The sequence below is a fragment of the Streptomyces sp. NPDC053513 genome, from assembly GCF_044544765.1.
GTDB classification, from domain to species: Bacteria; Actinomycetota; Actinomycetes; order Streptomycetales; family Streptomycetaceae; genus Streptomyces; species Streptomyces litmocidini.
The window spans coordinates 229,594-251,489 of the sequence record NZ_JBITXP010000008.1; the positions used below are offsets into that span (position 1 = coordinate 229,594).

A 21,896-nucleotide genomic window follows, 5' to 3' on the forward strand; every position below is an offset into this window, starting at 1 on the left:
GGCCCCCCCCCGCGCGGCCCCCCGGGGGGGGGGCCCCCCCCGGGGCCGGGGGGGGGGGGCGCCCCGGGGGGGGGGCGGGGGCGGGGGCGGCGGCCGGGGGGGGGGGGGGCCGCGGGCGCCCCCCGCCCGGAGGTGGGCCGGGGCTCAGGGGCAGCTGATGCGGGTGTCGCCCGCGTCGGTGGTGCAGGTGTCGGTGCCGGGGCCGCCGTTGGCGGTGTCGTTGCCGGAGACCCCGTCGGTGGTGGTGAGGCGGTCGTTGCCGTAGTAACCGGTCAGGGTGTCGTTGCCCGGCCCGCCGTTCATGGTGTCGTCGCCGAAGCCGCCGTCGAGGTTGTCGTTGCCGTAGTTGCCGTGGACGGTGTCGTTGCCGGAGTTCGCGCGGATGGTGTCGTTGCCGCCGAGACCGCAGATGACGTCGTTGCCGGAGCCGCCGTTCAGGGTGTCCGCGCCACTGGTGCCGATGATCGTGCAGCCGCGGGCGTTGTTCACCGAGGTGGTCGCGGTGGCGGTGTTGGGGGTCGACGGGTCGGGCTGGGTGGCGGTGACGCCGGCCGTGTTCGTGAGCGTGCCGGTGGTCCGGGGTTCGGCCGTCACCGTGACCGTCGCGCTCGCACCGGGGGCGAGGGAGCCGAGGGCGCAGTCGGCCGTCGTGGCGGTGGTCGTGCAGGTGCCCTGCGAGGGGACCGCCGAGACGAGGGCCGCTCCGCCGCCGGAGAGCGTGTCCGTGAGCGTGGCCCCGGTCGCGGTGGCGGTGGAGGACGCCGCGTTGGTGACGGTCACGGTGTAGGTGGCGCGGTCGCCGATGCTCACGGTCGTCGTACCGGACTTCGTCACCGACAGGTCGGCGTACGGCGGGGGCGGGGTCGTGCCGCCGCCCTGATAGCGGGCGAGGGCGAACTGGTGGCCCGCCCCGTAGCCGGCCGCGACGATCTTGCCGTCGGGCTGGACGAGCACCCCGCGGGCCTCGTCGAAGTCGTTGAAGCCGGTGACCACGAAGCCGTCGCCGCCGAAGCCGGTGTCGACGGTGCCGTTCGGCTGGAAGCGGACCAGGCCGAAGTCGTTGGCCTCGGAGCTGTCGGGGTCGTCGGCCTGGCCGGCGAGCACGATCTTGCCGTCCTGCTGGAGCGCCATGGCGTTCGCGAAGCCGCCGTCGCCCGGGAAGGCGACCGAGGTGCGTCCGTCGCCGCTGAAGGTGGTGTCGGGACTGCCGTCGGCGTTGTAGCGGAGCAGTGCGTAACCGGCGCCGCCGGCGCCCGCGGCGAGGATCTTGCCGTCGGACTGCACCGCGGCGGCGCTGCCGAACTCGGTGCCGCCGAAGTCGGCGGTGACCATGCCGTCGCCGCTGAAGGTGGTGTCGAGGGTGCCGTTGGGGTTGTAGCGGACCACGCCGATGTCGAAGGCGGTGCTGCCCACGTAGCCGACGGAGACGATCTTGCCGTCCGGCTGGAGGGCCATGCTCCGGGCGATGCCGCCGGCGTCCTGGGGCGAGGTGGGCGTGAAGCCGGCGACCACGGCCCCGTCGCCGCCGAGGGTGGGGTCGAGGTTCCCGCCGGTGGTGAGGCGGACCAGCGCGAATCCGCCGTCGGCGCCCTTGCCCGCGGCGACGATCCGGCCGTCGGGCTGCACGGCGACGTCGGCGCCGTCCGCCGAGCCGCCGAACTCGTCGACCCGCACCAGGCCGCCGTTGCCGAAGCCCGTGTCCAGGCTGCCGTCGGTGTTGTAGCGGGCCACGGAGAAGAAGCAGCAGCCCCCGCCCTCCTCCGCGACGACCTCGGTGGTGCCCGCCACGACGATCTTGCCGTCCGAGGGCTGGATCGCCACCGCGTTGGCCGAGTGGAAGCCGGCGCCGAAGTCGCTGGTCACGATGCCGTCGCCGTTGAAGGTCGGGTCCAGGGCTCCGTTGGTGCCGTAACGGGCGAGCGCGAAGCCCGCCTCGCTCATCCCCACCACGACCAGTTTGCCGTCGGCCTGCCGCGCGACGTCGTTGCCCTCCGCGGAACCGGTGATGGGGGTCGTCACCCGGCCGTCGGACCCGAAGGCCGGGTCGAGGTCGCCGGGTGCCGCGAGGGCGGCGCCGGGCAGCGCCAGGACGAGCGCGAGCCCGAGCGCGACCGGCACCCCGGCCCTCCTGACCGGTCCGCCGCGCCGTGCCGCGGGTCTGAGGAGTGCGTGGGTCATGGGTGGACGAACCTCCGTCTTCGCAGGTGAACAGGGAACGGGCGACAGCTTCGGCCCCGTCCCCTCCGTGCCCGCGCGGACCGTGCCGTGCTGCGCCCCACTGGCCCCGGGGAACCACCCCCTAGAGGGAGCGCGCGGGGGCGGGCGCCCCCGGCTCGGGGCGTGCCCCGCCCACCGCGTACCCTCGCCACCGACGGTTGCGGGACAGACGGTGGGCGGGGTACGGACGATGACTGAGGCGCCCGGACGGGGTACGGAGTCGGGCGACGGGGCGCGGACCGCGACCGTGCGCGTCTTCGTCGCGCTCGCCCCGCCCGACGACGCGAAGGACGAGCTGGCGCGCGAGCTGGGCCCCGCGTACGAGGCGTACCCGCGCATGCGGTGGAACCGGATCGAGGACTGGCACATCACCCTGGCGTTCCTCGGGGAGCTCCCGGTGGAGACCGTTCCCCTGCTGCGGCCGCCGCTGGCGGGGATCGCGGCGGCCCGGCGCCCCGTGGAGCTGGCGCTGCGCGGGGGCGGGCACTTCGACGACCGGGTGCTGTGGAGCGGGATCGACGGCGACCTCGACGGTCTGCACGGGCTCGCCGCCGAGGTGCGGGCCGTCGTGAAGGAGTGCGGCATCCCCTTCGAGGACCGGCCGTTGCGTCCCCATCTGACGCTCGCCCGGGCCCGCCGCGACGATCCGACGTCGGTCCTGGAGGCCGCCGCCGGGCTCGCCGGCTTCACCGGCCGCCGATGGGCGGCCGAGCGCCTCCATCTCGTCGGCAGCAACTACGGTCGCGGCCCGGGCCCGATCCGTTACCGCGACATCGAGGCGTGGGAGTTCGCACAGCGGTAGCCCGATCGTCTGCGGGCGGGCGGTAGCCGGTCCGGGCGGCTGGGCGTCGGCGGGCAGGCGGCGACGGCCGGGGCGGTGCACGGTCAGCGGCCGTACAGGCTGCGGCAGAGGTCGGCCGCGCCCATGGGGGCCTGGATGTCCTCGGCCTGGTGGCAGAGGCGGCGCATCTCGGGCGGCCGTGCGTCCGTCCGAGGCCGCGGGCGGACCGGGGCGGGCCGGTTCCTGTGCGAGGAGCGGGGCGCGGTCCTCGTCCCGGAGCTCCTGTGCGCGGGCTTCCCGGGCCTGTCCGCCGTGGTGTGCGGCCGGTGCGGGGCCGTCCCGCGAGTGCCGGGACGGCGGGCGGCCGGTTCCTCGGCAGCGGGGACGGCGGCCTTCCGGGCGGGGGGCCGGGCCGGCCGGGGGTCGGTGGTGGTGAGGGCCTCGCGAGGGGCGGGCTCCGTGGGCGCGGGCCAGGCCGGGAGCGGGGCGGGCGGCCGGTCCGCGGCCGGTGCGAGCCCGCCGGGACGGGCCGGTGGCCCCGGTGCGGAACCGTGCGGGACGGCCACGCATCCGGTGGTGAGGAGCGCGACGAGCAGCAGGAGCGTGGTGCGGCGGGCGTGCATGGAGTCACGGTGCCCGAGCCCCGGCCTGCGCGGACGGCGCCGCGGCCCGAGTCCACCGTGACGAGTGAACCGCCGCCGTGCGTGGACGGGGTGGTGCCCGCCGTCGGCGGTGACTCCCGCAGCGGCGTCAGCGGCCTCGCGTACGAGGGGCGTTCGGCGGACGGGGGCGGGGTGAGCGCCCTGGTCGTGCACGACGACAAGAGGCCCGAACAGCCGCGGCCGTCCCGGATCGCCCACACCGAGGGCTCCACCGTCGTCACCCCGCTCGTCCGGGACGGCCCGGAGCGGGGCGGGGCGGCCCGCCACGCCGTACGCGGCGTCCTCGGCGTTCACCCCGTGGGGGCAGCCCTTGTCCGGTGCCGTCTCGCGGCGGAGCTACCGGGCCGCACACCCGACGGGCGACGGCACGCGGCACGTCTCCGACATCGCGGTGACCGACTCCGGCCGGATCCTGGTCGGTTCGACGGGGACGCGGGAGACGGCGGGCCGTTCGTCTCCGCGGTGAGCGAGGCGGGCCGGGTGGCCCTCTCGGCGACGCGAGCCGGGTGGCCCTCTCGGCGACGGGCGGCCGGCCGACCCCCTCGGCGACGGGCCGGGGGCGGATCACGTGGGCGGCCTCCCCGACCGTGCTCGGCCCGTTCCCCGGCCGCAAGGTCGCGGCGCGGCCGGGCCGGGGTGTTCATCGGGCCGTGAGGACGCTCGCCAGCGCGTCGGCGGTGGCCGGATGGGCGGCGAGGAGCGCGGCTCCGGTTCCGGCCCGGGCCGATGTGTCCGGCGTGGTCCAGCCGTCCGCGCCGCCCAGGAGCTCCGCGAGGGCGTCGCAGGTCGCCGGGTGGGCGGGGAGGAGCGCCACGCCCCGGGGGGCGCCGGCCGCCGGGAGGGCGCGCGGGCCGGCCGGCCGGTGGTGCCACGGCGGGACCCAGGCGTCCAGGGCCGCGAGCCGGGCGGGGAAGACCCGTCCCGCCTCGCGGATGAGCAGCGGGGCGAGTTCCGCGGCGTTCGAGCGGAGGGTCGTGATGAGGACCGGGAGCCACGGCAGCAGTACGGCGTCCGGCAGGCGCCCGAAGGCGTTCGACACGGCCTCCACCACCACGTCCGCGAGGCCCGGCACCGGCTCCAGGGCGTGTACGAAGCCGCTGAGGTGGCGCGGATAGGAGGGCACGGTCAGGGGGTTGGCGAGGAGTTCGTCGCAGCGGGCCCGCAGCTCGTCCCGGGAGAGCGTGCCCAGCTGGACCTGTGCCGCCCACAGCAGGGCCGTCTTCGCCGGGTCCCGCGGGTGCGCCTGGGCGACGGCCAGTTCCAGCTGCGTCCTGTCGCAGCCCAGCGAGAGCGCCAGGCTCTCCATGCCGAACAGGAAGCCCAGCATCGCCGCCACCTGTCCCACCGTGGCGTCCTCGTCGCGGAAGGCCGTCGGCAGCAGCGTGCAGTAGTGCGCGTACCCGGCCCTGACGAACGACTCGATCCACGACGGGAGCACCGGTTCGCTGGTGCGGTGGTACGCGAGGAGTCCGCGCACCCGGCGCAGGACCTCCGGCGCCCCGTCGACCGTCCGCTCGCTCGCCAGGACCTCCAGGGCGCGGGTGCCGAGCTCGTCGGCGAGGCGCCGGCCGCCCAGGTACAGCGTGGCGTCCTCGACGGCCGCGAGGACCTCGGCGGTCGTCGCCCGCGGCCCGTAGGCGGTGCGGCGCAGGCGCTGCTCCAGGACCTGTTCGAGGCTCACGCCCTCGTAGCCGAGCTCGATGAGCGCCCGCTGGTGGGTGCCGAGGGCGAGGTCCCAGGACTCCTGGATCGACCGCTCGCCGAGCCGCCGCTCCCCCATGACGGGCCGGGCGGCGCCGGGCGGCAGCAGGCGGCGCAGCATCCACAGGACGTCCGAGCAGGCCCTCAGCTCCGGCCGGGAGGTCATGTCGAGCAGGGCCCGGCGCACCCCGCGCTGCTGGAGGTTCAGTTCCAGGGGCGCCAGCCGGTCGTGGACGTCGCGGGCGAGCGGCGGCAGCGCCTCGTAGCCGACCTGGCCGATCCGGTCGCCGCCCATCATGATCTCGACGAGGCGGCGCACGTCCCGGCGTCCGGGCACGCCGTCCTTCTCGATGCAGGTGACCGCGGCGTCCTGGAAGTCGTACGGCGTGGGCTTGGCCCGGTCCCGCATCCCGGCGAGCAGGATCGACGTCTCGAAGACGGCGATCGCGTCGGCGGTGGAGGCCAGGTAGCCGTTGCGCCGGGCGGCGCGGACGATGTCCACGGACCAGCCGAGGAGTTCGGTCTCGTCCAGGGTGTCGAGGACGGGCGGCTGCCGGAGGAAGCCGGAGAGGCAGTCCTCGGCCGGTGCCGCGGCGGGGAGGGCGGCGGGCGGGACGGGGGGTTTCGTCGCCGTCTTCTTCGTGCCGGCCTGTCCTTCCAGACGGTACGGCTTCACCCGGGTGCGCCTGAGGTTCTTCGTCCACTGCGTCGCGGCGATCGACACGGAGCCGGAGGCGAGGCCGAACTGGGTCTCGATGGCCGCGTTGCTGGAGGGGATCAGACCGTACTGCCAGGTCGTGGCGGTGCGCGGCGGAATCGTGAAGGTGTCGCTGCCGCGCACGCCGAACTCGTCGACGCGGCTGGCGGCGTGGAAGGCGCCGCAGACGTACAGGCAGTCCGCCGGGTCGCTGCCGGTGGCCGCCAGGTGCTCGCGCATCCGGGTCCACATGTGGCGCTCGCGGTCCTCGTCGACGCGGACGCGGTCGCCGTCCCCCGGCGCGAGCCGCCGGAACAGGCTGCCGATGAGGAACATGACCTGGCGGTAGGTGTCGTGGTCGCTGTCGCCGAGGGGCACCTCGACGTACTGGTGCCACCATTCCGACCAGTGCCGCACCTTGCCGTGGCGCAGCAGGTGCTCCTCCAGTTCGGCGAAGCGCGGGCGCAGGTCGCCGATCTCGACACCGACGGCCTCGCCGTGGAGCGCGGCCCCGGTCTCGGCGCCGGTCGCCGTTCCGACCGCGTCGTCCTGTGCCGGGTCGTCGGTGCGGTCGTGCCGCGTGTCCCACTGGAAGACGTGGTCGGAGGAGCGGTCGACGAGGACCAGTTCGACTCCGGGGGTGTCGAGGGCGTACGCGATGGCCTGGTACTCGGCGGAGGCCTCCGTGATCGGGGCCACCACCGACAGCGGCGCCCAGTCGGGCGGGAAGCCGTCGATGTCGCCGGCGAACGCCTGCACCGCCACCGGCAGTCGGCAGTTGCGCAGCTCGGTCAGGAGCGGCGCCATGTCCTCGCACAGCTCCAGGTAGACGACCTTGGGCTGCTTCTCGCGCAGCCGGCGGGCCATGGCGAGGGCGGAGGCCGGCGAGTGGTGGCAGACGGGGAAGATCTCCAGCGGTTCCGCCACGGCGCGGTCGACGTCGTCGACCAGTCCGAGGAGGATGTCCTCCAGGGCGTCCGGCCCACCGGCGAACTCCGCCGCCGCCTCGTGCAGTTGACCGCGCAGCGCGGTGAACGGGGTCCCGGTCACGACAGCTTCGCGATCGCTTCGCGGCCGCCCTCGAGGAACTCGGGCCAGGCCCCGCCCTCCTCCTTGCCGCGCGGTTCGACGACGCCGTGCAGGTACTTGTTGAGGATGGCCAGGTCCTCCGGCTCGCGCCGGGCGAGCGTGCCGACCAGGGAGGCCGCGAGGGTGCGGGCGGTCAGGGTCCGCTCGCCGAAGAAGTTGCCGTGCAGGATCGAGTCCTCCAGGACGCCGATCTGTTCGGCCGTCGAGAGGGCGGACTCCAGCTTCTCGTCGTCGCTACCGGCCGCGGCGGCGGAGGCCCGCAGGTCGGCGAAGCTCTGGAGGAGGACGTCGAGGAGGGTGGGCGGCACGTCCAGTTCGATGGCGTGCCGGCGCAGCAGCTCCTCGGTGCGGAAGCGGACGATCTCGGCCTCGCTCTTCTTGTTCGTCACGACCGGGATGCGGACGAAGTTGAAGCGGCGCTTGAGCGCGGAGGAGAGGTCGTTGACGCCGCGGTCGCGGCTGTTGGCGGTGGCGATGACGGAGAAGCCGGGCTTGGCGAAGACGATGTTCCCGCCGTCGGCGCCGTCGAGCTCGGGGACCGAGATGTACTTCTCGGAGAGGATCGAGATGAGCGCGTCCTGGACGTCGCTGGTGGAGCGGGTCAGCTCCTCGAAGCGGCCGATGGTGCCGGTCTCCATCGCGGTCATGATCGGCGAGGGGATCATCGACTCGCGGGACTGGCCCTTGGCGATGACCATCGACACGTTCCAGGAGTACTTGATGTGGTCCTCGGTCGTGCCGGCCGTGCCCTGGACCACCTGGGTGGAGTTGCGGCTGATCGCGGCGGCGAGGAGTTCGGCGAGCCAGCTCTTGCCGGTGCCGGGGTCACCGATGAGGAGCAGCCCGCGGTCGGAGGCGAGGGTGACGATGGAGCGCTCGACGAAGCTGCGGTCGCCGAACCACTTCTGCGCCACCTCCCGGTCCAGGCCGTCGGCGCGCTCGGAGCCGAGGACGAACAGGCGGACCATCTTCGGGGACAGGCGCCAGGAGAAGGGCTTGGGGTTGTCGTCGATCGATTCCAGCCAGTCGAGTTCCTCGGCGTACTTGATCTCGGCGGGGGCGCGGAGCAGGTCGGACATGTGCGAAGCCTTTCGGTCTCAGGTGAGGAAGGTCTTGAGTTCGTGCACGAGCTTGTCGATGTGGCCGGAGATCACGGGGGTGCCGAGCGCCTTGAACCGCTCCCGGAACCAGGGGTTGACCTCCTGCCGGCCGGAGCTGGTCACCGAGCCCACGGGGATGAACCGCACCCCGGAGCGGTGGACCTCCTCGATGCCCTCGAACAGCGGCTGCGAGCGGTCGAACTCGTAGAAGTCGGAGATCCAGACCATCACGGTGTTCTTCGGCTCGGCGATCTTCGGCCGGGCCATGGCCATCGCCACGGGCCCGTCGTTGCCGCCGCCGAGGTTGGTACGCAGGAGCACGTCGAAGGGGTCGCGCACCCAGGGCGTGAGGTCGATCGCGCGGGTGTCGTACGCGATGAGGTGGACGTCCACCTTGGGCAGCCCGGCGAAGATCGAGGCGAGGACGGTGCAGTTGACCATCGAGTCGACCATGGAGCCGGACTGGTCCACGACGACGATCAGCCGCTGGGGCGTGGTGCGGCGGACGGTGTGCCGGTAGTAGAGGCGGTCGACGTAGAGCCGCTCTTCCTCCGGGCTCCAGTTGGTCAGGTTCTTCCAGATGGTGCGGTCGAGGTCCAGGTTCCGGAAGACCCGCTTGGGCGGGACCGAGCGGTCCAGCTCGCCGGCGGTGGCCTTCTCGACCTGGGTGCGGAGCACTTCGGCGACCTCGTCGACGTACCGCCTGATCAGCGCCTTGGCGTTGGCCAGCGCCACTCCGGAGAGGTTGCCCTTGTCCCGCAGCAGTTGCTCGATCAGGGACATGCTGGGCGTGAGCCGGGCGGCCAGCGCGGGATCGGCCAGCACTTCCCGCAGGTGCATGCGGTGGACGAGGTCGGCCTCGATGGCGCCGAGCTCGGCTCCGAGGCCGCCGCCGGTGAGGCCCGCTCCCGCCGCCCGCCCGCCGCGCGGTCCGCCGGGCGGGGACCCGAGCGCGCGCTCCAGCCGGTCGGCGTCCGCCTGCCAGCGGGCCAGCTGCCCGGCGGAGACGGTGCCGGAGCCGGTGGCGAAGACGTTCAGCAGCAGCTTCGACGCGAGCGCGGCGCGCCGCACCTCGGCGGCCCGGTCGCGCGCGCCGTCCGGGTCGGGCTCCGGGGCCATCAGTCCGTCGAACTCGTCGGCCAGCTCCGGGTGGCGCTGGACGACGGAGTCCACGGAGACGCCCGGGTCGAGCAGCGCGGACGGCAGCCCGACGTCCTCGACGACGGCGAGGCTCGCCGCCTCCAGGGCGGCCTGCTCCTCGGGGTCGAAGAGCCGGGCGAGCAGCCGCCAGTAGAGGACCTGACGCCGGTTGTCGTGGGGGTCGGGGCCGGGCGGGAAGGTCGCTTCGGTCATGAGCGCAGCAGCCTTCCCGCTCGCTCGCGCAGGACGGCGACCGCGTCCGTGGCCGCCTTCTCCGCACGCGCTCCGGCCTTGTCGGCGGTGCCGCCGGCCCACGCGCCCGCGTGGACCGCGGCGGTCTTCTTCCGGACGGTCGTCTCGACGGCGAGCGGCTGGAGGAGGAACCGCCCGGAGTCCCAGCGGAGCAGGCCCAGGCACGCGCCGGACGCGGCGATCACCTCCGGGGTGAGCGGGCCCGCGGCCGGTACGCGGTCGGCGTCGACGGCCAGCCGGTGGCCGGCGACGGCGAACGTCACCGCTCCGTCGTCCTCGCGCTCCGCCGCGTACCCCTCCAGGAGGACGGGCGCCGCGATCCGGACCGGGTGGCGGTCGAGCGGGGCGGCGACCGGGTCGGTCGCGCCGGCGAGGGCGACCCGGGCCGTGGCGAAGGGGTCGGCGGGCTCCCCCGCGCGGGCGCGCCCGTCGTCCCAGAGGAGGTCGCCCTCGGCGGTGAGGGGCATGGCGTCGAGCTCCATGGCGCGGCCCTCGCTCACGGCGGTGAGGAGCGACATGCGGGGTCGCAGCAGCTGCCAGAGTCCGGCGCCGACGACGGTGTCCGGCTTGGGCGCGGACACCGCCGCCCGGACCAGGCGCGGCGGCGCCCCGTCGGCCGGTTCGAACACCGCGTGCACCTGGGCCTGTACGGCGGTGGCGTGCTCCTGGACGTCGACGCCGAGCGGCAGCAGACGGCCGGTCGCGGGGGAACGGGTGGGCGTGCGGGCGGCTCCCGGCAGGGTCAGCAGCAGGGCGCGCGACCACAGGTCGGCCCAGCGGCGCACCGGGATCCTCTCCAGGCCGGCCCCGGGGCAGGATGCGGCGAGTTCGGCGGAGAAGCCGTCGAGGAGCGCCGCCTGGCGGCGGAGCGCCGGGTCCCGCAGCAGCGCGGAGACGACGGGTGCGGCGCCGCCGACGAGTTCGTGGTCGAGGCCCCGCCAGCCCGTGCGGGCGAGGTCGCAGAGCCAGGCGCGGGCGGCGGCGAGCACGTTCGCGGCGGGCTCCTCCTCTCCTTCGGCCGGCGGTGCGGTCTCCTCCGCGACCGGGCGGCCGGTGACGTCGGCGACGCGGGCCGTCAGGGCGTCGTGGACGGAGCCCATGAGCGCGGTGCGGGCGGCGGCGAGCGCGACGAAGTGGTCCTCTCCGGCGGCGCCGGCCGCGGTCTTCTCGGCGGCCTCGGCGACGAGGGAGGCGAGCGGTGTGCCGGCGAGGGCGTCCGCGAGGGCGGCGAGGCCGTCGGTCTGCGCGGGCCGCGGGCGGAGCAGGCCGGCGACGAGCGCGTCGTCGAAGGCGTCCACGGCGGCCAGCGCCTCGTCGAGTCCGTCGACGGGGTCGTCGAGCAGGTCCGTGCGCATCAGGCGACCGCCCTCGTCGGCGGGAACCACTGCATCTCGGGCAGCGGCGCGGTGACCGGCTCCAGTTCGAGGTAGGCGAGGTGCCTGAGGAACCGGCTGAAGACGGGGGCGGCGGCCGAGGTGTCGCCCTGTGCGGGGCGCGTGGCGGTCATCGTCGAGAGGAGCGTCGGGGCGTCGGCCTCCCCGGCGGGCGTGTCGGCCTTCAGGTAACGGGCGACGCGCTGCGCTCCGTACTGGAGGACGGCCTCGGTGACGAGGGCGCGGATGTGGTTGCAGAACGAGCCGCGCGCGCCGCCGCAGGGGCGGTTGTTGTTGGTGCTGCACGCGAACGCGTACGTCCCCGCGACGATCGAGGACACGTACACGCGCCCGATGTCGGACCCGCTGGACACCACGCCCTGCACGCGTCCGTCGGCCAGCTCGACGAACGGCACCTTGGCAAGTTTCCGCGGTCGCGCGGGCGGTACCACCCGCGCCGCGCTCGACCTCTCCCAGACCGGCAACGCACTTCTCCCATGCACGTCAAAGGGGATGTTCACGCCGGAGCGGCGGAACATCGACAACGTATCCCCGCCCACTGACAACGCCTCGGGGACGGCGTCGCGCGAGGCTTCCGACGGGTCGTCACGACCGGGCCCGGAGCCGGTTTCCGGGCCGTCCGGGGAGCGGGGGGCCGGCGAGCAGGGGGGCCGGGGAGCGGGGGCCCCTGGGAGCGGGGGGCCGGGCGCTCGGGTGCCCGGCCCCCGGAGGTCCTAGTAGGGCTTCACCAGGACGTGGGCGGCTCCCGGGACGCCGATCTCCAGGAGCGCGTCCTCCTCGGGGGTCGTGGGCGCGCCCATCTCCTGCTTGAGGACCGCCCGGGACATGGCCTGCACCCACAGGGCGCGGGGCCGGCGGCGCGCCTCCCAGGCCTCCAGGGCCTCGGGGACCGAGCCCGCCGCGTCCAGGGACTCGGCGAGGACGAGGGCGTCCTCGACGGCCATCGCCGCTCCCTGCGCGAGGTGCGGGGTGGAGGCGTGGGCGGCGTCGCCGGCCAGCACCACCCGGCCCACGTGCCACGGTTCCTCGACCGTCACCTGGGAGATGCGGGAGTACACCACGGCCGCGGGGTCGGTGACCGCGCGGAGCGCCTCGGCGACGGGGCCGGAGAAGACCGCGAGCCGCTCGGCGAGCTGCTCGTGGGCGCGCCCGGGGTCCGGCCGGTGGTCCTCGGCCTCGGCGAACACGGCGCCCAGGTACATCAGTTCGTCCGTGATCGGGGTGAGCAGGGCCTTCGCCTCCCGGCCCGCCGTGGCCATGACCACGCCCCGGACGTCGGGGTGCCGGGGCACGGTCACGCGCCAGTTGGCGAATCCGGTGTACGCGGGCGCGTACCGGTCGCCGTAGAGGCGGGTCCGGAGCGGGGAGCCGATGCCGTCGAAGCCGACGACCAGGTCCCAGCGGTCGCCGGAGCCGTCGGAGAGCGCGACGGTGACGCCCGTGCCGTCGTCGTCGAGTCCGGTGACGGTCACTCCGAGGCGGACCTTGGCGCCGGCGGCGACGGCGGCGTCGCCGAGGACCCCGGCGAGGGCGGGCCGCGGAATGCCGTTGGCGGCCGGCAGGCCGTCCATGCGGGGCTGGGGTATCCGCGCCAGCGTGTTCCCCGCCGGGTCGGCGATCGTCAGGACCTCCCAGGCGAATCCCGCCGCGAGGCAGTCGTCGAGCACTCCGAGCTCCCGCATCACATGCAGGGCGTTGGACGGCTGGATGATGCCCACGCCGAGGGCGTCGAGCTCCTCGCGGATCTCGGCCACCTCCACGGTGTGGCCGCGCCGGGCCAGAGCGGTGGCGAGGGTGAGGCCGCCGATGCCTCCGCCGTGGATCAGGACGCGCAGGGGTGATGCCATCTCGGATGTCTCCAGAACGTGATCGAACAGGGCGGAGGAGTGTAACCCTCGGGTGGGGACCCGGGGTTGTGCCGCCGTGCCGTCGCGTCCCCGGCCGCGCCGCGCGAAGGCGGATGCCCGTACCGCTCCGTACGAAACGGCGGTCCCGCGAGGATTCACCGGGATCACCGGCGCGCCGACGCGCCCTCTCGGCGGGGCGTCGCGATTCGATGGCCTCGGGGCGGGCAGGCGTCCACAGGTCCGCGACCACCGGAGGAGGAATACGCCATGCCGCACCCGTGGCGCCGATGGAAGTGGTGGCAGCGATGGGGTCGGGACCCGGTGGTGGTGCAGACTCTGCGCTCCACCGCCGCCGCCACGATCTCGTACGTCGTCGCGCTCCGGCTCAGTTCGGAGCCGGCGCCGCTGACCGCCCCGCTGACCGCCCTGCTGGTCGTACAGGTGACGCTGTACTCGACGCTCACGACGAGCCTGCGGCGGGTGAACTCCGTCGTCGTCGGCGTCCTCATCGCCATCGCGTTCAGCGTGCTCGTCGGGCTCACCTGGTGGAGCCTCGCGCTGATCATCCTGGCGTCGCTGGTCGTGGGCCGGTTCGTCAAGGTGGAGGAGTTCGTTCCCGAGGTGGCCATCAGCGCGATGCTGGTCCTCGGCGTCACGCAGGTGACCGACACCGCGTGGGACCGCGTCCTGGAGACGCTGATCGGCGCGGTCGTGGGCCTGCTCTTCAACGTCGTGCTCGTGCCGCCGGTCTGGGTGGACACCGCCGGGGACTCGATCGTCGACCTGGCCCGGCGGATGCGCCGGCTGCTCCTGGACATCGGCGAGGAGCTCGCGGCCCCGGAGGCGCGGCCCGAGCACGCGCCGGTCCCGGAGGAGATCTCCCCCGCCCCCTTCGAGCGGGCCGCGGCGCGGCTGCACGAGGCACGGCGCCTCGACAACGACGTCGCCGACGTCGACGCGGCACTGCGGCAGGCGGAGGACAGCCTCCGGCTGAACCCGCGGGTGAAGGAGGGGCTGCTCCACCGCATCGTGCTGCGCACAGGCCTCGACACCCTGGAGATCTGCGCGGTGGTGCTGCGCGTCCTCGCCCGTTCCCTGACCGACCTCGCGAAGGAGCGGGAGGGGAACCCGCTCGTGCGGCGGGAGACGGGCCTGGCCCTCCGGGAGACGCTGCGGCACCTGGCGGACACCCTCGTGAGCTTCGCCGACCTCGTCACCTCGCATTCGAGCGCCGGAGCGGAGACGGCCGAGGACCGCCTCGGTGAGGAGCTCGGGGCGGCCCGGGCCGCCCGTGACCACGCCGCCGGGCTGCTGAAGGACGAGGCGGCGCACGATCCGGAGCGCTGGCAGCTGTACGGCGCGCTGCTCGCCGAGATCGACCGGGTCCTCGACGAGATCGATCCGGGGCACCGCGGCCGGCGGCTGATGGAGGAGCTGGACCGGCACACGCGCATGCGTGCGGAGCGCCGCCGCCGCGTCACCTCCCTCGCGGCCCGGGCACGCCGTACCCCGTGACGGGCCGCAGGGCGAAGATCCCCGCCCGTTCCAGGACGGCGGCGCGCGGGTCCTCCTCGGGGGTCTTGGCGAGGCGTGCCCGGAAGACCGGGTCCGAGGTGCAGTGGGCCAGGCAGTGGCCGCGCAGCTGCGGGAAGTCGCCGGTGGCGAGGTCGCGGCGACCCGGACGAGCCGCAGCCCGGCCAGGAGCTCGGCCCGCGCGGCCCGGTGGGCCCCGTCCACGGTGGTCGTTCTCGCCAGGCCCGGCGGTCGGGTGAAACAGGGGTGCGGGGTCCGCCGGCTCCCGTGATCATGAGGGGATGACACGCACCTTCGAAGAGCTCGTCGCGGAAGCCTCCGAAGCCCCGGTCGACGGCTGGGACTTCTCCTGGCTCGACGGGCGGGCGAGCGAGGAACGGCCCTCCTGGGGCTATCAGCGGCTCCTCGGCGAGCGGCTGGCGGCCGTCTCGGCCGGGCTCGACGTCCAGACGGGCGGCGGCGAGGTCCTGGACGGGGTCCCGGTGCTGCCGCCGACGATGGCGGCGACCGAGTCGTGGCCGCCGAACGTCGCGCGGGCCACCGCGCGGCTCCATCCCCGGGGGGTGGTGGTCGTCGCCGATCCCGACGAGCCGCCGCTGCCGTTCGGCGACGCCGCCTTCGACCTCGTCACCAGCCGGCACCCGGCCACCGTGTGGTGGGCGGAGATCGCGCGCGTCCTGCGGCCGGGCGGCGCCTACTTCGCCCAGCACGTGGGCCCCGCCAGTGTGTGGGAGCTGGTCGAGTGGTTCCTCGGGCCGCAGCCCGAGGCGGCCCGGCACCGCCGTCCCGACGACGAGGCCGCCGGGGCGCGCGCCGCCGGGCTCGACGTCGTGGACCTGCGCTCGGAGCGGCTGCGCATGGAGTTCCACGACATCGGCGCCGTCGTCTGGTTCCTGCGGAAGGTCGTCTGGATCGTGCCGGGGTTCACGGTGGAGGACCGACTGTCCCGGCTGCGCGAGCTCGACGCGCGGATCCGCGCGGAGGGGCCGTTCGTGGCGCACTCCGCGCGGACCCTGATCGAGGCGAGGAAGCCCCTCGTACCGGCCGCGTAGGCCTGTCAGCCCGCCATGGGGTCCGGTTTCCGAGCCGGTGCGCGGTGTTCCCGGGCGGCGGCCCGGGCGTCCGTCAGCCGCGGTCGTTCGGCACCGGCCGGTCCGGCGCCGGGGCCGCTGTTCCGGTACTCGGCGAAGCGGTCGCACTTCCCACGGGCGGGCAGCCCGTGGTCGCCGCCGGCGCCGGGAAGGCCGCCGCCGTGCGCCGCCGTCAGGCCGGTCCGGGTGCGATGACCACGATCTGGTCGTCCGGATGCCAGTACCGGACGTGCGCTTTGGGCGGGTTGACGCGCAGTCCGTGGCCGGGGGCGGTCGTGGAGCGGTAGCCGATGGCGCAGGCGCCCTGGCGGGCGGCCGATTCGACGACGGTGGCGAAGGACGTGGTGCGTCCGGTGTGGACGTAGTGGGCCGCCGGGCGGAGGTGGAGGGTGTTGCCGTCCGGGCCGAGGAGTTCCTCGAACACAGCGGTGAGGTGGGGGTTCTGGGAGATCTGGCTCATCAGGAGTCCGATGAGCCTGCCGCTGACGACGTGGTCGGCGCCGGGGAGCGGCGGTGCGATGAGCCGGTTGCGGTCGTCGGTCAGCTCGGTGACGACGGGGAGGGGTCGGCCGCTCGTCCGTCGTCCGGCCCGCAGGTGGAGGAGGGTGACGAGGGTCCGGTCGTCCGGGTCGGCGCGGCCGGGCCGGTGGTCGGGGCCGAGCACGATCACCGCGTCGTACCGGTCGAGGTCCAACGCGTCCGTGGTCCCGCCCAGCGCGGGGTCGCCGGGCCGGTGGAGCACCGCCATGCGCCCGCCGACGGCTTCGGTGACGGTCCGGATGCCGGTGAGGGTAGCGGTGCGAGCTTCGGCCAGGACGTCGAGGGAGGAGCCGGGCGGGGTGCGGCCCGCGAGCCGGGCGGCGATCCGGGGTGCCCGGCGGTTCCACCCGAGGAGGAGGACGTGCTCGGGGCGCCGGGGGGTCTCGGGCGGGGCGTGGGTGAGCGCGGTCGGGTCGTAGGGCGTGGGGGTGGCCGACAGGCGGGTCGCGTGCTCGTCCTCGGCGATCACGAGGAGGGTGTCGTCGGCGAGCAGCGGGGTGGGGCGGGGCGGGTTGAGCGCGACGGTGCCGTCGCCGTGGACGATGCCGACGGCGGTCGACACCGGGCAGGCGCGGGCGGCCTCGTCGAAGGTGCGGCCGGACAGCGTCGGTTCCCGGAGGATGTGGAACTCGTGTCCGGCGAAGTCGAGGAGTTCCTGGTGGACGAGGGAGAGGCCGGGCTGTCGTACGCAGTCGACGAGGAGGCGTGCCGCGATGTCGTCCGTGTCGAGGACGGTGGCGCCGGGTCCCGCGGCCAGGCGGGCGGCGGCGAGGTGGCGGTCGTCGCGTACGGCGGCGACGACGCGTACGGGCTCCGTCTCCTCCACGGCCGCCGAGAGGGACAGCAGGGTCTTGACGACCTCGGCGTCGTCACGGGGGTCGTCGCGGGGCAGGACGAGGACGCAGTCCGCGGTCGCCGGGCTCACACGTGCGAGGGCGGCGGGGTCGGTGGGCCGGCCGGTGCGGCAGAGGATCCTGGTGCGGCCCGTGGCACCGACGGAGGCGCGGAGCTCCTCCTCCATGGCGGGTTTGTCGCGGTCGGCGAGGACCGCGATGATCCGGCGGCGGCGGTCGGTGCGGGCGGCGACGAGTTCGGAGAGGACGGTGGGGGTCTGTTCGGACCAGCCGAGCACGACGGTGTGTCCGTTCTCCAGGATCCTGGCGTGGCCTCGGTTGAGGGCGATGAGGCGGTCGGTGAGGCCGGTGGTGATGAGGCTGACCAGGGTGGAGACGTAGACGAGCGCGATGAGGGCGAGGAGCACGGTCAGGGCGACGCGCAGCGGGGGGCCGACCTCGCCGCCGAGGCGCATGGTCTGTCCGGTGTTGCGCCACACCGCGGCGATCCTGGAGCCGAGGGAGGCGGGGGCGTGCCGGTCGGTCCAGACGAGGGCGGTGCTGACGGGGACGACGAGGGCGAGGCAGACGAGGGCCAGCCAGCCGCAGAGTGCGGCGGTGCCACGGGTGAGGACGGCGTCGAACCGGTAGCGGAGGCGTTCCTCGACGGAAGGGTCGCGAGGGCGCGTCCGGTCCGTCGGTACGTTCCCGGGGACCCGGGGAGCCCTGGCCCGGCCGGGGCCGGGCACGGCACCCCGCTGCCCGGGAACGACCTTTTTGTCTTCTTTTCGCACGTCAGCAGGGTGCCGCCCCGCCGAGGACGGCGGGGCGGCATCGGGGCAGGTTCATCCCTTCGTGATCGGTCCGCGCCGCACGGGTGGGACCGGCCGGTCAGGCGTACGGATCGAAGGGGATGCCGGCCGGCTTCGCCTTGGCCAGGTGGGAGGCGAGGTTGCCGTCCTTGAGGCCGAAGACCGCGCTGCCGAAGTCGGCCTGGACGAGCTTCTCGCGGATGCCCGCGGGGTAGCCGTTCCAGCCGACCAGGCCGGGGAACTGCCAGGTGTGCTGGTGGTTCTCGGGCGGTTCGTCGTTGGAGTTCGCCGGGCGGAAGCAGTGGGTGCCGATGCCGTCCTTGTGGTAGACGACCTTCGGGTGGGTGCCGTCCCAGCGGATCCGGTCGCGGCCGTAGACGTCGAAGTCGCCGTGGGCGGAGGTGGAGACGTACTGGGCCTGGTCGTTCTGCACCCAGACCACGACGTGCTCCCAGTCGTGGCGGTGTCCGCCGAGGCTGCTGCCGGGCAGCGCCTGGTCCTTCTCGAAGTAGAGGCCGTAGATGATCGCGCACCAGCCGTTGTTGCACTTCGCGCGCGCGTACCCGTTGGTGTTGGTGAGGTCGGAGGCGTCACGGCACTGGCCGTTGAGGGCGCCGGAGGGGTTGAGGCCGCCGTTGAGCGTCCCGTCGGGGCCGATGGCCGGGGTGGGGTAGCAGCCGTCGGTGTCGTAGTCGTAGGCCGGCTGGAAGGTCTGTTCCAGGACGTCGGCGTGGGCGGGCAGGGCGGTGGGTGGTGCGGCGAGCGCGCTGCCCGGCAGGGCGATGATCAGCGCGAGGGCGCCGGCGAGGGCGAGCGTGCCCCTGGTGGCGTACGCCTGTGTCTTCAACTGCGTCCCCCTGGGTCGGTGGGCGGGAGCCGACCGCATCTTGACATGCACACCCCATGGGCGCGAGGGTGCCGGGCCCCCCGGAAAAGGCTTCACCGGCCGGTCGCCCCGGGTTCACCCCTGCCGCAGCGCGGCCGCCACCAGCCGGCGGACCTCCTCGGCGGGGACGGTCCCGCCGTTGACCAGGCGGTCGAAGACCAGGCCGTCCACGCAGGTGAGCAGGGTGACCGCGCGCCCGCGGGCGTCTTCGAGGCCCTGGGCCGCGAGGAACTCCTCGACGGAGCGCCGGGCCGCGTTGTCGCGCGGGACGAGGATCTCCCGCAACTCGGGGTGGTGCACGCTCTCCAGGGCGCACGCGTAGCGCGCGAGGGAACGGCGGCGGCCTTCCCCGGTGAGCCGGAGCGCGGTGAACGCCGTGAGTCCGGCGACGAGTTCCTCGGCGTCGCGGGGCGCTCCGGCCCGTCGGCCCGCCTCCTGGATCTCGGCCTGGTCGCGTTCGACGAGGCGGCTCACGAGCGCGGTCAGGAGCGACTGCCGGGTGCGGTGGTACGCGGAGGTCGTACCGGGCGGCAGGCCGGCGGCCCGGTCGACCGCGCGGTGGGTGAGCCCGCGCATGCCGTGCTCGGCGAGGACGTCGATGGCCGTGTCGGCGAGGAGGGCACGACGGGCGGCGGAAGAGGCGGGCATCCCCCCTTTCTACACCTGTAGAGAGGGGGAGTACGGTTCTTCTACATCCGTAGAAGAACCGTGGAAGGGACATCCGGCATGGACGGCGGCAACGCGGTGGTGGTCGGCGGCGGGATCGGCGGCCTCGCGGCGGCGATCGGACTGCGACGGGTCGGCTGGGAGGTGACCGTCCTCGAACGCGCCACCGCCCTCGGGGACGCCGGGGCGGGCATCTCCCTCCACGCCAACGGCATCCGCGCCCTGGACGCGCTCGGGATCGGCGCGGGGGTGCGCGAGGCCGCCCGGCCCCAGTACACCGGCGGCACCCGCGTCCCGGGCGGCGGCTGGCTGGCCCGGATGGACGGGGCCGCCCTGGAGCGGGCGCTCGGCACGCCGATCGTCGGGATCCCGCGGGCCGTCCTGCACCGGCTGCTGCGCGAGGCGCTCCCCGCCGAGTGCCTGGCTGTCGGGGCGGGGGTGACCTCCCTGGACCTGACGGCCCCCGACCGGGTGGGGGTGGTCACCGGGGAGGGGGTGCGGGAAGCGGACCTGGTGGTGGCCGCCGACGGCGTGAACAGCGCGCTGCGCCGGCTGCTGTTCCCCGGCCACCCGGGACCGGCGTACAGCGGGTCCACCGTCCTGCGCGCCGTCACCGAGGCCCCCGTACCGCTGGCGACCGACTTCGAGCTGACCTGGGGCCGGGGCGCCGAGTTCGGGCACATCGCCTTCACCGACGGCCGGGCCGAGTGGCACGCCGTGCTCAACTCCCCTCCGGGCGTGCGCCATCCGGACCCCCTGGCCGTCCTGCGCCGCCGCTTCCGGGAGTGGCACGAGCCGATCCCGTCCCTGCTCGCGGCGACCCGCCCCGAGGCCGTGCTGCACCACGACATCCACGAACTGGCCACCCCCCTGCCGACCTTCGTCTCCGGCCGGGTCGCCCTGCTCGGGGACGCCGCCCACGCCATGACCCCGAACCTCGGACAGGGCGCCTGCCAGGCACTGGAGGACGCGGTGTCACTGGCCGCCGCGCTGGCCGGCGCGTCGGAGGTCGGCGCGGCGCTGGCCCGGTACGACGCCGAGCGGCGTCCGCGCAGCCAGTCCGTCGCCCGGGCCGCCCGTCAGGCGGGCCGGATGGGCCAGCAGCTCTCGCATCCGGTCGCCGTCTCCGTGCGCAACACGGTCCTGCGGGCGGCGCCGGACCGGGCGACCCTGCGCGCCATCCTGCGGCACGCCGACTGGACGCCGCCGGCCCTCCGCGCAAACAAATAGACGATACGTATCGTCTCGCCTATGGTAGTCGTCATGACCACCACCTCCCCCGCGCACATCGCCATGTTCTCCATCGCCGCCCACGGCCACGTGAACCCGAGCCTGGAGGTCATCCGCGAGCTCGTCGCCCGGGGTCACCGCGTCAGCTACGCCGTCCCCGCGTCCTTCGCCGAGAAGGTCGCGGAGACGGGGGCGACCCCCGTCGTCTACACCTCCACGCTGCCGACCGACGACGACCCGGACGCCTGGGGCACCGAACTGATCGACAACCTCGAACCGTTCCTCGCCGACGCGACACAGGCTCTGCCCCAGCTCGCCGAGGCCTTCGACGGGGACCGGCCGGACCTCGTGCTCCACGACATCACCTCCTATCCGGCCCCCGTCCTCGCCCATACCTGGGGCGTGCCCGCCGTCTCGCTCTGGCCGAACCTGGTGCCGTGGGAGGGGTACGAGGAGGAGGTCGCCGAGCCGATGCTCGCCGAGCTCAAGGCCTCGCCGCGCGGCAAGGCGTACTACGCGCGCTTCGAGGAGTGGCTCGGCGAGCACGGGATCGACACCCACCCCGACCGGTTCGTCGCCCGCCCGCGCCGCGCGATCGTCCTCATCCCCCGGGCCCTCCAGCCGCACGCCGACCGGGTCGACGAGTCCGTCCACACCTTCGTCGGCGCCTGCCAGGGCACCCGCGCCGAACAGGGCGAGTGGCGACGGCCGGAGGGGGCGGAGCGGGTGCTCCTCGTCTCCCTCGGCTCCTCCTTCACCAAGCAGCCCGGCTTCTACCGGGACTGCGTCGAGGCCTTCGCCGGCCTGCCGGGCTGGCACGTCGTCCTGCAGATCGGCAGGTTCGTCGACCCCGCCGAACTGGGCGCGCTGCCGCCGAACGTGGAAGCGCACTCCTGGGTCCCCCAGTTGGCGATCCTGCGCCAGGCCGACGCGTTCGTCACCCACGCGGGCGCGGGCGGCAGCCAGGAGGGGCTCGCCACCGGCACGCCCATGGTGGCCGTGCCGCAGGCCGTCGACCAGTTCGGGAACGCCGACATGCTCCAGTCCCTGGGCGTGGCACGGCACCTGCCCATGGAGGAGGTCACCCCCGAGCGGTTGCGGGAGGCCGTGCTCGCGCTCGTCGACGACCCCGAAGTGGCGCGCCGCGCGCGGGAGATCCAGGACTCGATGGCCCGCGAGGGCGGCACGTCCCGCGCCGCCGACCTGATCGAGGCGGAGCTCGCCTGACGGCCCCGCACGGCTGACGCCCCGCACGCCCGGCGGCCGCTCCCCCGTCGACCGCCTCCTCGCCGACCGCCTCCCCGTCGGCGGCGACACGACGGAGCCCGCAGGGGCGGGTCGCACCCCTGCCGCCGCCCTCGCGGGTACGGTGCGTCCTGATCCCGACACGCACCGTCACGGCGGCGGTGCGGAGGGCCGATCCGT

At 74.8% G+C, this 21,896-nt stretch carries 15 protein-coding genes and 2 pseudogenes; 5 read left to right on the forward strand and 12 right to left on the reverse strand.

Annotation, left to right across the window (positions count from 1 at the left end):
- Positions 1 to 144: 144 nt before the first annotated feature.
- Positions 145 to 2,178 (reverse strand): calcium-binding protein, encoded by a 2,034-nt coding sequence (locus ACIGW4_RS16560; protein WP_399581116.1) that lies wholly within the window; start codon positions 2,176 to 2,178, stop codon positions 145 to 147.
- 229 nt (positions 2,179 to 2,407) lie between these two features.
- Here ACIGW4_RS16560 and thpR point away from each other — a divergent pair, with 229 nt between their 5' ends.
- A complete protein-coding gene (gene thpR, locus ACIGW4_RS16565) occupies positions 2,408 to 3,019 on the forward strand; it encodes an RNA 2',3'-cyclic phosphodiesterase (protein WP_359587676.1) in 612 nt (203 codons plus the stop codon).
- An 83-nt stretch (positions 3,020 to 3,102) separates the two neighbouring features.
- Here the strand turns inward: thpR and ACIGW4_RS16570 are convergent, their stop codons facing one another.
- The 7 genes from ACIGW4_RS16570 to ACIGW4_RS16600 all read right to left on the reverse strand — a co-directional run bounded on the left by ACIGW4_RS16570 (position 3,103) and on the right by ACIGW4_RS16600 (position 12,880).
- Entirely contained in the window at positions 3,103 to 3,621 is a 519-nt protein-coding gene (locus tag ACIGW4_RS16570) for a hypothetical protein (RefSeq protein WP_123458328.1), read from the reverse strand.
- Between the two features lie 679 nt (positions 3,622 to 4,300).
- Positions 4,301 to 7,108 carry a hypothetical protein gene (locus tag ACIGW4_RS16575; protein WP_399581118.1) on the reverse strand — a complete coding sequence of 936 codons (2,808 nt, stop codon included), beginning with the start codon at positions 7,106 to 7,108 and terminating at the stop codon, positions 4,301 to 4,303.
- Entirely contained in the window at positions 7,105 to 8,226 is a 1,122-nt protein-coding gene (locus tag ACIGW4_RS16580; protein WP_123458331.1) for an AAA family ATPase, read from the reverse strand. The genes ACIGW4_RS16575 and ACIGW4_RS16580 overlap by 4 nt, the downstream gene beginning before the upstream one ends.
- Before the next feature lie 18 nt (positions 8,227 to 8,244).
- On the reverse strand, positions 8,245 to 9,600 hold the full coding sequence (locus ACIGW4_RS16585) for a VWA domain-containing protein (RefSeq protein WP_398709829.1): 1,356 nt from the start codon (positions 9,598 to 9,600) through the stop codon (positions 8,245 to 8,247).
- Positions 9,597 to 11,024, reverse strand: a complete 1,428-nt coding sequence (locus tag ACIGW4_RS16590; RefSeq protein ID WP_399581121.1) for a hypothetical protein — start codon at positions 11,022 to 11,024, stop codon at positions 9,597 to 9,599. The genes ACIGW4_RS16585 and ACIGW4_RS16590 overlap by 4 nt, the downstream gene beginning before the upstream one ends.
- A complete protein-coding gene (locus ACIGW4_RS16595) occupies positions 10,994 to 11,497 on the reverse strand; it encodes a hypothetical protein (protein WP_399581124.1) in 504 nt (167 codons plus the stop codon). The genes ACIGW4_RS16590 and ACIGW4_RS16595 overlap by 31 nt, the downstream gene beginning before the upstream one ends.
- A gap of 249 nt (positions 11,498 to 11,746) precedes the next feature.
- Positions 11,747 to 12,880 carry an FAD-dependent monooxygenase gene (locus tag ACIGW4_RS16600; RefSeq protein ID WP_399581126.1) on the reverse strand — a complete coding sequence of 378 codons (1,134 nt, stop codon included), beginning with the start codon at positions 12,878 to 12,880 and terminating at the stop codon, positions 11,747 to 11,749.
- A 267-nt stretch (positions 12,881 to 13,147) separates the two neighbouring features.
- Here ACIGW4_RS16600 and ACIGW4_RS16605 point away from each other — a divergent pair, with 267 nt between their 5' ends.
- On the forward strand, positions 13,148 to 14,395 hold the full coding sequence (locus ACIGW4_RS16605) for an aromatic acid exporter family protein (RefSeq protein WP_399581129.1): 1,248 nt from the start codon (positions 13,148 to 13,150) through the stop codon (positions 14,393 to 14,395).
- On the opposite strand, the pseudogene ACIGW4_RS16610 reads toward ACIGW4_RS16605, so the two are convergent.
- A pseudogene (locus tag ACIGW4_RS16610) lies at positions 14,391 to 14,552 on the reverse strand (lactate 2-monooxygenase); the annotation flags it as partial. The gene ACIGW4_RS16605 and the pseudogene ACIGW4_RS16610 sit on opposite strands and share 5 nt — an antisense overlap.
- Positions 14,553 to 14,694: 142 nt before the next feature.
- Here ACIGW4_RS16610 and ACIGW4_RS16615 point away from each other — a divergent pair.
- A complete protein-coding gene (locus ACIGW4_RS16615) occupies positions 14,695 to 15,465 on the forward strand; it encodes a class I SAM-dependent methyltransferase (RefSeq protein WP_399581132.1) in 771 nt (256 codons plus the stop codon).
- 211 nt (positions 15,466 to 15,676) lie between these two features.
- Here the strand turns inward: ACIGW4_RS16615 and ACIGW4_RS16620 are convergent, their stop codons facing one another.
- The 3 genes from ACIGW4_RS16620 to ACIGW4_RS16630 all read right to left on the reverse strand — a co-directional run bounded on the left by ACIGW4_RS16620 (position 15,677) and on the right by ACIGW4_RS16630 (position 19,223).
- Positions 15,677 to 17,671, reverse strand: coding sequence for an NAD-binding lipoprotein (locus ACIGW4_RS16620; RefSeq protein ID WP_399581133.1), 1,995 nt, complete (start codon positions 17,669 to 17,671; stop codon positions 15,677 to 15,679).
- A gap of 97 nt (positions 17,672 to 17,768) precedes the next feature.
- Positions 17,769 to 18,536, reverse strand: a complete 768-nt coding sequence (locus tag ACIGW4_RS16625; RefSeq protein WP_123458339.1) for an NPP1 family protein — start codon at positions 18,534 to 18,536, stop codon at positions 17,769 to 17,771.
- A 114-nt stretch (positions 18,537 to 18,650) separates the two neighbouring features.
- Positions 18,651 to 19,223 carry a TetR/AcrR family transcriptional regulator gene (locus ACIGW4_RS16630; protein WP_399581137.1) on the reverse strand — a complete coding sequence of 191 codons (573 nt, stop codon included), beginning with the start codon at positions 19,221 to 19,223 and terminating at the stop codon, positions 18,651 to 18,653.
- A 78-nt stretch (positions 19,224 to 19,301) separates the two neighbouring features.
- On the opposite strand from ACIGW4_RS16630, the gene ACIGW4_RS16635 reads away from it, so the two are divergent.
- Both ACIGW4_RS16635 and mgt read left to right on the forward strand, forming a co-directional pair.
- Positions 19,302 to 20,471 (forward strand): FAD-dependent monooxygenase, encoded by a 1,170-nt coding sequence (locus tag ACIGW4_RS16635; RefSeq protein ID WP_399581140.1) that lies wholly within the window; start codon positions 19,302 to 19,304, stop codon positions 20,469 to 20,471.
- A pseudogene (gene mgt / locus ACIGW4_RS16640) lies at positions 20,438 to 21,698 on the forward strand (macrolide-inactivating glycosyltransferase). Before ACIGW4_RS16635 ends, mgt begins: the two are co-directional and overlap by 34 nt.
- The last annotated feature ends 198 nt before the right edge of the window (positions 21,699 to 21,896 follow it).

Excerpts from the sequence above, each read along its gene's own strand:
- ACIGW4_RS16605 (WP_399581129.1), top strand. The coding sequence starts at position 13,148 with ATGCCGCACCCGTGGCGCCGATGGAAGTGGTGGCAGCGATGGGGTCGG.
- ACIGW4_RS16585 (WP_398709829.1), bottom strand. The coding sequence starts at position 9,600 with ATGACCGAAGCGACCTTCCCGCCCGGCCCCGACCCCCACGACAACCGG.
- ACIGW4_RS16615 (WP_399581132.1), top strand. The coding sequence starts at position 14,695 with ATGACACGCACCTTCGAAGAGCTCGTCGCGGAAGCCTCCGAAGCCCCG.
- ACIGW4_RS16580 (WP_123458331.1), bottom strand. The coding sequence starts at position 8,226 with ATGTCCGACCTGCTCCGCGCCCCCGCCGAGATCAAGTACGCCGAGGAA.
- thpR (WP_359587676.1), top strand. The coding sequence starts at position 2,408 with ATGACTGAGGCGCCCGGACGGGGTACGGAGTCGGGCGACGGGGCGCGG.
- ACIGW4_RS16600 (WP_399581126.1), bottom strand. The coding sequence starts at position 12,880 with ATGGCATCACCCCTGCGCGTCCTGATCCACGGCGGAGGCATCGGCGGC.
- ACIGW4_RS16635 (WP_399581140.1), top strand. The coding sequence starts at position 19,302 with ATGGACGGCGGCAACGCGGTGGTGGTCGGCGGCGGGATCGGCGGCCTC.
- ACIGW4_RS16570 (WP_123458328.1), bottom strand. The coding sequence starts at position 3,621 with ATGCACGCCCGCCGCACCACGCTCCTGCTGCTCGTCGCGCTCCTCACC.
- ACIGW4_RS16630 (WP_399581137.1), bottom strand. The coding sequence starts at position 19,223 with ATGCCCGCCTCTTCCGCCGCCCGTCGTGCCCTCCTCGCCGACACGGCC.
- ACIGW4_RS16560 (WP_399581116.1), bottom strand. The coding sequence starts at position 2,178 with ATGACCCACGCACTCCTCAGACCCGCGGCACGGCGCGGCGGACCGGTC.